The sequence below is a fragment of the Methylophaga sp. UBA4204 genome (assembly GCF_002379485.1).
GTDB lineage: Bacteria > Pseudomonadota > Gammaproteobacteria > Nitrosococcales > Methylophagaceae > Methylophaga.
In genome coordinates this window covers 11403-20922 of record NZ_DFTU01000089.1, presented here as the reverse complement: position 1 = coordinate 20922, position 9520 = coordinate 11403, and the positions used below count along the sequence as shown (strand labels likewise).

The 9520-nt window shown below is 46.4% G+C and carries 10 protein-coding genes and 1 pseudogene; 9 read left to right on the top strand and 2 right to left on the bottom strand.

Going from position 1 to position 9520, the window contains the following annotated elements:
* Positions 1-227: pseudogene (locus tag B3182_RS13320) on the bottom strand (hypothetical protein); the annotation flags it as partial.
* Between B3182_RS13320 and B3182_RS13315 the strand changes: the two are divergent.
* The 7 genes from B3182_RS13315 (at position 226) to B3182_RS13285 (ending at position 4932) form a co-directional block, all read left to right on the top strand.
* Positions 226-699 carry a YcgN family cysteine cluster protein gene (locus B3182_RS13315; protein ID WP_292356826.1) on the top strand — a complete coding sequence of 158 codons (474 nt, stop codon included), beginning with the start codon at positions 226-228 and terminating at the stop codon, positions 697-699. The pseudogene B3182_RS13320 and the gene B3182_RS13315 sit on opposite strands and share 2 nt — an antisense overlap.
* Complete coding sequence (locus tag B3182_RS13310) at positions 689-1114, top strand: hypothetical protein (protein WP_292356824.1); 426 nt, start codon at positions 689-691, stop codon at positions 1112-1114. Before B3182_RS13315 ends, B3182_RS13310 begins: the two co-directional genes overlap by 11 nt.
* A 322-nt stretch (positions 1115-1436) precedes the next feature.
* Positions 1437-1877, top strand: a complete 441-nt coding sequence (locus B3182_RS13305; protein ID WP_292356823.1) for a hypothetical protein — start codon at positions 1437-1439, stop codon at positions 1875-1877.
* An 86-nt stretch (positions 1878-1963) separates the two neighbouring features.
* Entirely contained in the window at positions 1964-3247 is a 1284-nt protein-coding gene (locus B3182_RS13300) for a M18 family aminopeptidase (RefSeq protein WP_422655654.1), read from the top strand.
* Positions 3248-3267: 20 nt separating this feature from the next.
* On the top strand, positions 3268-3552 hold the full coding sequence (locus tag B3182_RS13295) for a hypothetical protein (protein WP_014707111.1): 285 nt from the start codon (positions 3268-3270) through the stop codon (positions 3550-3552).
* Between the two features lie 16 nt (positions 3553-3568).
* Positions 3569-4291 (top strand): hypothetical protein, encoded by a 723-nt coding sequence (locus B3182_RS13290; protein ID WP_014707112.1) that lies wholly within the window; start codon positions 3569-3571, stop codon positions 4289-4291.
* A gap of 107 nt (positions 4292-4398) precedes the next feature.
* Entirely contained in the window at positions 4399-4932 is a 534-nt protein-coding gene (locus B3182_RS13285) for a class I SAM-dependent methyltransferase (RefSeq protein WP_292753069.1), read from the top strand.
* Here B3182_RS13285 and B3182_RS13280 read toward each other — a convergent pair.
* A complete protein-coding gene (locus B3182_RS13280) occupies positions 4922-5500 on the bottom strand; it encodes a YigZ family protein (protein ID WP_292356812.1) in 579 nt (192 codons plus the stop codon). The genes B3182_RS13285 and B3182_RS13280 overlap by 11 nt on opposite strands.
* Positions 5501-5611: 111 nt before the next feature.
* Between B3182_RS13280 and rapA the strand changes: the two genes are divergently transcribed.
* A complete protein-coding gene (rapA, locus tag B3182_RS13275) occupies positions 5612-8479 on the top strand; it encodes an RNA polymerase-associated protein RapA (protein ID WP_292356810.1) in 2868 nt (955 codons plus the stop codon).
* 40 nt (positions 8480-8519) lie between these two features.
* On the top strand, positions 8520-9520 hold a 1001-nt coding region (locus tag B3182_RS13270), incomplete at its 3' end, for an efflux RND transporter periplasmic adaptor subunit (protein WP_292753066.1).

Below are 9520 nucleotides of genomic sequence, written 5' to 3'. Positions count from 1 at the left end.
GCCTGTAACGGTAAAGTTTCCGTCAAGTCGCTGATGACCGCCAGATCGATACTGTGAATTTGCTTCAGTTGTGCTTGTTCAAATGGTGTCGCCAGCGTCTCTGATCTGGTATCTTGACAGTCGTTCAGGCATAGCTTGGCCGACTCTCCCGCAACCAATACAGATTGCGGATCAAATTGCTGTATCAGCGTACTGAGCAGCGAAGACAATAAGACTGATTGATTCATGACTGACCAGCATAAAACATCTACCGAGTTCTGGAAACACAAACGTCTTGGACAGATGACACATACCGAATGGGAAAGCCTTTGCGATGGCTGTGGGCGCTGCTGTCTGCATAAGCTTGAAGATGATTCAGATGACCGGATGTATTACACACGTGTGGCATGTGAATTACTGGATATTTCAACGTGTCGCTGTAAGGATTATGCTAATCGGCAAAAGACTGTGCCAGATTGTATTCAACTTAGCGTCGAGCAGGCACACTTTTTTGACTGGTTGCCCGATACCTGCGCCTACCGTTTACTTGCTGAAGGCGAAACGTTACCAGAATGGCATCCATTGATTACCGGTGATCCGCAAAGTGTGATTGATGCAGGAGTTTCTGTTCGCAATGTGGCTATTAGCGAATCAGAAGATATAGATCTAACCGAAGAGGTTATTGCGTTGCAGCCACCTGTTTACCCGCATGACACCTGAAGAAAGTCGCGAATTTACTGCCCGTCTGGAACAAGCTGCATTGACGCTGCTTGAGATGGAAATTTACCGAAAACCAGATGATTTGGCTCGTCGTTTTGGACTGCCATTGCCAGTGGTGCGTTACTGGTGGCGACACACTGATGAAAAAACACGTCCAGTCGACCAAAACAGCCTGTCACCCCGGGAAGTAAAAGTCATTCGTAAAGCCACCCAAACCCTGGAAGGATGGGAAAAGATCAAACGTTATCGTCCACCATGTGGTGCACGATTACCAGGCGGTAAGAAGTGCAAACGATCAGTGGCGATCCGTCAGCCTGAAGCATGGTCGCTGGGCGCTTTAGCTGATCGTTGTCGTTTACATGGCGGTAATGCCCGGCGCATTATCCGAGCTAAAAAACAGGACGATACAGAATGAGGGATTTATGCTTGAGACAACGGAAATTCTGAAGCTGCTTCTGACGTTATGTAACGAGCAAAAAAGCGGCACCCAGGGTCTGTTTTTCTTTCAAGGTCGCCTCTGTTGTGACTGAAAACTTACCAATCAAGGCGCGAGGAGAGCAGTTTAGTGAGTCTAAATCAACGACGAGCAACGCGGAGTGGTGAGTTTTCAGCCACAACCCATGGGGCTGGGACTATTTTTCCGCCTCACGGCGTTGGAAATGACTTATGTAGAAATAACTACACCTCATCATTTCCGCCTTGCGAGATGAAAAAATATTCTCCAGCAGAGGGGGACCTTGAAAGATAAACAGACCCTAGTTTTAACGACTGCCGATAACAAAGCCTGCCATATTATTTTCGAACAGGGTCAAATTGAAGCGATGGCATTTGGTTCAGTAAAAGGTATTGAGGTTGCCAGATTACTGCCAAGACTACTCATTGAACGAACCAGTTTTAACAGTACGCTGAAAATGCCATTAAGTGGACGTGCCAGCATTGAAGATCAAGCAGATATTTTCGCCGCGCTGGGATTACGACGCCAGGCGAGATCTGAAAATGTTGACTCTTCCAGTCACTCTAAAACCCCACGTATGTATCGTGGTCATCTGGTTGTTGAAAAAGGGCAGACAGACTCAACATCAGATAGGGTTAAGAGTCCCTCCCAACCGGTTGACAAACAACCTTCTGCAAAGCCTAAAAGTAAACGGATTTATCGTGGCCAAATCATAGAAGATTGAAACAATCGGCTGAATTTGTCACATTGATGCGACAAAATCGTTAACATATCGTCCAGTTTCATACTCCGGAATTCATCATGAGCAGCATGTCCCCCCAGAACCTCAATCGTGGTTTACTTGATTTTATTGATGCCTCACCCACACCGTTTCATGCGGTAGCCAATATGAAAGCGGCTTTGGAGGCTGCTGGATACAAACAGCTCAATGAAAAAGAAAGTTGGGGAACATTATCGACCGGTGGATATTATGTAACCCGCAATGACTCCTCCATAATTGCGTTTAACCTGCCCGATATCAATCTGGCAGAAGCCGGTTTTCAAATGGTGGGAGCGCATACCGATAGTCCCTGTTTAAAAGTCAAACCACAACCGGGCACGGTAAAAAATTCATTCTGGCAGCTGGGTGTTGAAGTATATGGTGGAGCCCTGTTAAACCCCTGGTTTGATCGGGATTTATCGATGGCCGGACGCGTAAGCTTTGTTGATGCCGATGGTCAATTAAGCCATGCGTTGGTTAATTTCAAAAAGCCTGTGGCAACTATTCCCAGTCTGGCCATCCACCTAGATCGGGACGTCAATCAGAATCGCAGTATTAATCCGCAGCTGCATCTACCACCGATAGTGCTGCAGACCGAAGAGGGCGATAAACCGGATTTCCGTGCCTTACTCGAGCAACAGCTCAGATCCGAGCAGGGTGAACTGAATGTAGGTAAAGTGCTGGATTACGAAATCTGTTTTTACGATACGCAACCATCGGCACTGGTTGGTATTAATGAAGACTTTATCAGTGCGGCGCGACTGGACAATCTGCTGAGCTGTTATATTGGTTTGCAGGCGTTATTGGCTGGATCGAAAAATAAGGCCAATTTACTGGTATGCACAGATCATGAAGAGGTCGGCAGTGTGTCGACCAGTGGCGCACAAGGAACCTTTTTGCCCGCCGTTCTGCAGCGTCTGGCCCAGGATAATGAAAGCTATCAACGAATTATCCAGCACTCCTTATTAATTTCTGCTGATAATGCGCATGGCATTCACCCCAACTATGCTGATCGGCATGATGAACAACATGGCCCCATCCTGAATAAAGGACCGGTGATTAAAAGTAATGCCAATCAGCGTTATGCCACTAACAGTCAAAGCAGTGCACGTTTCCGGCAGCTTTGTGAACTGGCTGATGTGCCGGTGCAGGATTTTGTGGTGCGAACGGATATGGGCTGTGGCAGTACAATCGGGCCGTTAACTGCCAGTAACCTTGGCGTTCACACATTGGATATCGGTGTACCAACTTTTGCCATGCATTCGATTCGTGAGCTTGCCGGCAGCCAGGATACTTCGCATTTATACAATGCGCTTAAACAGTTTTTTAATTAAATCAAAGGAATATAAACACTATGTCAGAAACAGTTGATGAGTTAACGGTGACCTATCAGGAAGGCGATGTGACCACCGTCAAGGAACTCGATAAGGTTGTTCTTACCAAAGGTGCCTGGGCAACAGTGATGTTCCGTTATCAGGATCTGGATCGCAAAACTGGCGAGTTTGGTCCTGATAAATATACGATCCGCCGCTATCAAAAACGTAATGGTGAGTATGGCCAACGTTCAAAATTCAATATCTCCAGCCGCGATCAGGCGCAACAGATCATTGAAGCATTAACTCGCTGGACTAAAGACTGAATAGAATTAACTGACGATGAATAAGAGTTTATTAACCAATCTCTGCGCGGCCGCAGTGATTGGCGTAGGTTTATTGTTGGACACTCCCTGGCGTGAACCGGTTTTATCAATGGGAATGTTTGCCTTGGCCGGAGGGATAACGAACTGGCTGGCCATTCATATGCTGTTTGAGAAAGTACCTGGATTGTATGGATCCGGTGTCATTACAGCACGCTTCAGTGAGTTTCGCACAGCGATTGAAAAACTGGTAATGGAACAGTTTTTTAATCAGCAAAGTCTGGATCGCTTTGTCAGCGAGATGCTCGATGATAAGCGCGATCATCAACTCGATTTTTCCGAAATCATCGATCAAACTGACCTGAATCCGGTGTTTGATAATCTGGTGGCAACCATTATGGAGTCATCATTTGGCAGCATGTTATCAATGGTCGGCGGAGCCAAGGCGCTTAATCCACTGAAAGAACCTTTTGTTCGTAAAATGCAGCATTCGTTGAATGACATTGCCCATAGCGAACACTTTCAGCAGCACCTGCGGGAAAAGCTTAGCAGTGGGCCGGTCAGCGATGATTTATATCGGCAGATTTACGCTATCGTTCACAGTCGACTGGAAGAACTGACACCATTAATGGTCAAGCAGATGATTCAGGACCTGATTCGTCAGCATTTGGGCTGGCTGGTCGTCTGGGGCGGGGTATTTGGTGGCTTGATAGGACTGCTGACCAGCTTTTTACCGTTGTGAACCCGTGGATCGAGAATAGTTGTCGCTTATGCGCCGCGCCCGTAGCCTTTTATCATCATTGGCGTGGTCGCGATTACTGGCAGTGTGATGAATGTCATGCGTTGCAGATGGGCAAACAGCATCTGCCAGATCGGGAAAGCGAAACAGCGTTATATCTGACCCATGAAAATGATGTTGATGATCCACGATATCAGCAGTTTGTCTCACCAATTACCGAGGCTATTCTAAGCCAGATTACCTCTGACAAAATCGGTCTGGATTTTGGGGCGGGGCCTGGACCTGTTATCAGTAAAATCATTACTGAAAAAGGCTATCAGACAAAGTTGTATGATCCGGTTTTTTATCCGGATAACAGCGTGTTAATACAGCAATATGATTTTATTATCTGTTGCGAAGTTATTGAACATTTTCATCAGCCAGCAATTGAATTTGCCCGCCTCAAATCATTGCTTAAGGCGGATGGGAAACTGTTTTGTATGACCCAGCTGTTTGATGAGGGTATTGATTTTGCCAAGTGGCACTACAAAAACGATATTACTCATGTGTTTTTCTATCATCGCGATAGCCTGAAGTTCATTCAGCAACAATTTGCTTTCAGTACAGTTGACATTAACCAGCGTTTGATAACGTTTACGAACTGAATTGTTCGCGAATTGCGACAAGATGCTCAGCGGGCAATTCGATTACCACGCTGACCATATCGGTAAATTGCTGATCGACAATTCGTCCTTTGATCTGTTTAAGCTGATATTCCAGCATTTGTAACTGGCTGTAATCAATCTTTAAACTGAGTTGCGCCATTTCTACCCAGGGAAGCTTGCCTGCTGCATCGATGGCTTGTTTAGCGGCATTTCCATAAGCTCGGGTCAGACCTCCAGTGCCTAATTTAACCCCGCCAAAATAACGAATGACCGCCACCACCGTATTAATCAGATCTTCGCCTTGTAACGGTGACAGAATGGGCCGACCTGCAGTGCCGGATGGTTCGCCGGCATCAAAAAAACGTTCGGTGATAAACCCTTCAGCGGCGCGGATCCGCCAGGCAAAGGCCAGATGATTAGCAGAGGCATGCTGTGCAGCCAATTGTCGAAGCTGTTTTAAAGCAGATTGTTCACTGTCACAATGCATAGCTACGCCAATAAACCGCGATTTTTTGATTTCCGATTCGCTGATTGAAGGAGTGCGAAGTATAAAAAACTGGCTGGACATCTTATTTACTATAGGAAAATACAGCCTGACAATTTACCATATCAGCATATTTTGCTCGCCTGTCAGGTAGGGCAATGTCTAAATTCATCGCAATTAATCAGGTAGCACAGTTTGTCAGAATTAAGTTTTGCAGTTGGCCAACGTTGGGTCAGTAACAGCGAGGCCGAGTTAGGTCTGGGTATCATCATTGAAGTCACCGGAAGACGAATTGAAATTTCCTTTCCGGCTGCCGAAGAGCAGCGCAGTTACGCCGCTAATAATGCACCATTGAGCCGGGTGGATTATCCGCTGGGTGAAAAGGTAAAAACCCGTAAGGGACAGATTTTTACCATCAGTGAAAAACATCCTTTAAATGGCTGTGTGATTTATCAGGGGGAAACCGCTGAGGGAGAAGCTGTCAGTATTCATGAGATGGATCTGGATAGCTTTGTACAGTTTAGCCAGGCCTCAGACCGTTTATTTGCTGGTCAGATAGATAAAAATCGCCAGTTCCAATTACGACTCCGAACCCATCAATATTTTCATCGTTTACATCAGTCACCGGTATTTGGACTATTGGGCGCTCGGGTCCAATGTCTGCCGCATCAGTTTTATATTGCCTCACAAATGGCCAACCGTATTTCTGCCAGAGTTTTACTGGCCGATGAAGTCGGCTTGGGGAAAACCATTGAAGCTGGCTTGATTATGCATCAGCAAATCATGCAGGGTCGGGCCAGTCGTGTACTGGTGATTGTACCTTCAGCATTGGTGCATCAGTGGTTAGTTGAAATGCTAAGACGTTTTAATCTGGCTTTTACGGTGATTGATGCCGAACGCTATGAAGCGCTGGTTGAATTAGACGAGGGCAATGCCTTTGATAGCGCTCAATTAGTATTAACTGATTTACAGACGCTGGAAAATCATCCTGAAATGCAAACAGATGTATTGCAGGCAAGCTGGGATATGTTGGTAGTGGACGAGGCACATCATCTACAGTGGCATGAAGATCAGAGCAGTGAGAGCAGTGAAGGTTATCAACTGGTTGAAAAACTGGCAGAGCAGATTGCTTCAGTCTTATTGTTAACTGCTACACCTGAACAGCTGGGTATGGACAGTCACTTTGCCCGTTTGAAGTTACTGGATCCCGATCGCTATTATGACTTAGCGCAATTTCGGGAAGAACAACAGCATTATCAACAAATCAGTCTGTTACTCGAGCAATTGATGGCGGTTGAATCAGCCAGTGATTTCGATAAAAACAAACGTTTAAAAGTGCAATTAAAACCTTATCTGGATGATGAGTTGTTATCTGCGTTGGCTGACAGTGATGAATTTGAAGCAGCACGTGAACAGGCTAAACAGCAGTTTCTAGACCAATTCGGCACCGGGCGGATTTTATTCCGTAATACCCGCGATACCGTTAAAGGGTTTCCTGAGCGGCAGTTGACAACTTATCCGCTGGATTTTCCAGAGCAGTTTTTGCCCGAAACCAACAGCGAACTTACTCAATTGGTACAACCAGAAACACTTTTAGGTGAAGACTGGCTGGAGCTGGATCCGCGGGTTGAATGGTTGGTGAGCTGGCTGAAACAGCACCGTGGAGAAAAAACCTTATTAATTACCGCCAATGCTGAAACGGCAAAAGAGCTGGAATTACATCTGCGTCTGCAACATGGTGTGCGTAGCGCTGTATTTCATGAACAGATGACATTAATTACCCGCGATCGTGCTGCGGCTTTTTTTGCTGATGATGAAGAGGGCGCACAAATTCTGATCTGCTCGGAAATTGGCAGTGAAGGCCGTAACTTCCAGTTCTGTTCATATCTGGTGTTATTTGATTTACCGCTCAATCCCGATTTGCTGGAACAACGCATTGGTAGACTGGATCGTATCGGCCAGCGTAATACCGTCAACATCGTGCTGCCGTTTTATCAGGATACTGCTCAGCAATTGTTGCTGGACTGGTATCAGCAGGGTTTAAATGCGTTTGAATCTGTTTGTAAAACCGGTGCCGCATTACGTGAACAATTTGCTGATCAGCTGGAACAATGTCTAAGACATCCCGAAGACAAAAAAGCTTTTGCCAAATTGCTTAAAGAAACCCAAAAGGCAGAGCAGCAATTACGCGAAAGTCTCAGTCAGGGACGGGACCGACTGCTCACATTGAATTCCTATGATGAAGCCGCTGCAAAAGAAATCCTGATGCAGGTAGACGATGCCAGCAGCCCATTGGAACTGGCTGCTTTTATGGATGATTTCTTTGATGCTTACGGTGTTGAGCAACAGGCTCACAGTGCTGACAGTATTATATTGCAGCGTGGTGATGAGTTACGAAGTGATGAAATTGACCTGCCAGAAGACGGTTTAACGGCCACTTATCAGCGTGCCAGAGCGTTATCCCGCGAGGATATGGCGTTTTTGAGTTGGGAGCATCCATTGGTGTTATCGGCAATGGATGCGGTGATCAGTTCTGATCTGGGTAATACCGCATTCTGTCAGTTAAAAAGTAATCTGGTCCCCGCTGGAAGTTTGTTACTGGAAGTCGCCTTTGTAATGCATTGTCCTGCACCGAAGCAGTTTAATATTACGCGGTATATTCCTGAATCTTACCTGCGAATTGTTATCGACGAGAATGGCCGTTGTTTTGAAGAACAGTTACCCGAGCAGGAAATGAATCAGCAAGCTGGCCGCATTCCCAAACATACTGCTCAGCAGATGGTGCAGGTCGCCAGATCCCGAATCGATAATTTAATTGACGCTAGTAAAAAAATGGCAGACAAACATCAAAAACAGTTAATTGAACAAGCTATCAGTAAAATGACTGAGCTGACGGACCATGAATTGAACCGTCTGCAGCATCTTGCAGAACAAAACACCCATATTAAGCCAGCAGAAATTGAAGCACTGCAGTTGCAACAACAACAGTTGCAGCAGTATTTGCACCAGGCTGAACTGAAATTGGATGCGTTACGCTTAATCATCGTGACAGAAGCGGAGTGATCTGCCAAAGTCACCCATGAAAATTTAACGGAGTAGGGTTTTGATTAAACGTTTGTTACCCCCTTTGCTGGTCGTGGCATTGGCCATCGTAATATTCAGTACGTTGATCAGTACCCGTCCTCAGGCTCCGGTTCAGGATCGTCCGGTAAAGGGTGTTTTGGTTGAGACTCAGACGATTGATTTTGCCGCATTATCACCAACATTAACGTTGTATGGTCGTCTTGAAGCCCCGCAAATGGCTAATTTGCGAGCTGCTGTTACCGCAGATGTCGCTGAGGTTTATGTGTTTGATGGCGAATATGTTGAACAGGGAGATGTGCTGATTGAGCTGGATCCTCGAGAAGCACAATTGGCGGTAGAACAGGCTGCTGCCGAACTGGCACTGATTGATGCACAGATCGAGGCAGAAAAGTCGCAACTTAAACGCAATCAAGCCCTGTTAGGTACGCAACAGCAATTAGTCGATCTGGCTAAAGCGGCGGTGAATCGTGCTGAAAAGTTGCAACAGAGCCAGTTGTCATCCCAGGCTTTATTGGATGAATCCATCTCTTTACAGGCGCAACAAAGCCTTGAGCTTAAACAGCGGCAGTTTGATATTCAGGATCATCCCATTCGAATTGCCCAACTTCAGGCAAACCGTCAACAGGCTCAGGCACAACTGGATCGCGCAGAACTGGATTTGAGTCGTACCATTATCGAAGCACCATTTTCAGGTCGAATCACGGATCGGCAAATTGCCAAGGGTGACCGGGTGCAGGTGGGTGATGCCTTAATGACGCTTTATGATATGCAGCAACTGGAATTGCGTGCATCCATTCCGCAGCGTTATCTGGCGGATATTTATTCAGTGCTTGAAACACAGCAATTGACCGCTACTGCCGAAGTTTCCGGTCGGCAATATGAATTTGAATTACAGCGCCTCAGCGGTGAGGTGAATGCCAATGTCGCAGGACGGGATGGCCTGTTCCGCCTACAAGGTGATCCGGGACCTTTGGCCGCAGGACAGTTTGTCAGCGCCCAACTTGATTTGCCCGTTCGGCT

Bases quoted from the DNA above. Each gene is read 5' to 3' on its own strand.
- B3182_RS13315 (WP_292356826.1), top strand. From the start codon at position 226: ATGACTGACCAGCATAAAACATCTACCGAGTTCTGGAAACACAAACGT.
- B3182_RS13310 (WP_292356824.1), top strand. From the start codon at position 689: ATGACACCTGAAGAAAGTCGCGAATTTACTGCCCGTCTGGAACAAGCT.
- B3182_RS13300 (WP_422655654.1), top strand. From the start codon at position 1,964: ATGTCCCCCCAGAACCTCAATCGTGGTTTACTTGATTTTATTGATGCC.
- B3182_RS13295 (WP_014707111.1), top strand. From the start codon at position 3,268: ATGTCAGAAACAGTTGATGAGTTAACGGTGACCTATCAGGAAGGCGAT.
- B3182_RS13290 (WP_014707112.1), top strand. From the start codon at position 3,569: ATGAATAAGAGTTTATTAACCAATCTCTGCGCGGCCGCAGTGATTGGC.
- B3182_RS13285 (WP_292753069.1), top strand. From the start codon at position 4,399: ATGGGCAAACAGCATCTGCCAGATCGGGAAAGCGAAACAGCGTTATAT.
- B3182_RS13280 (WP_292356812.1), bottom strand. From the start codon at position 5,500: ATGTCCAGCCAGTTTTTTATACTTCGCACTCCTTCAATCAGCGAATCG.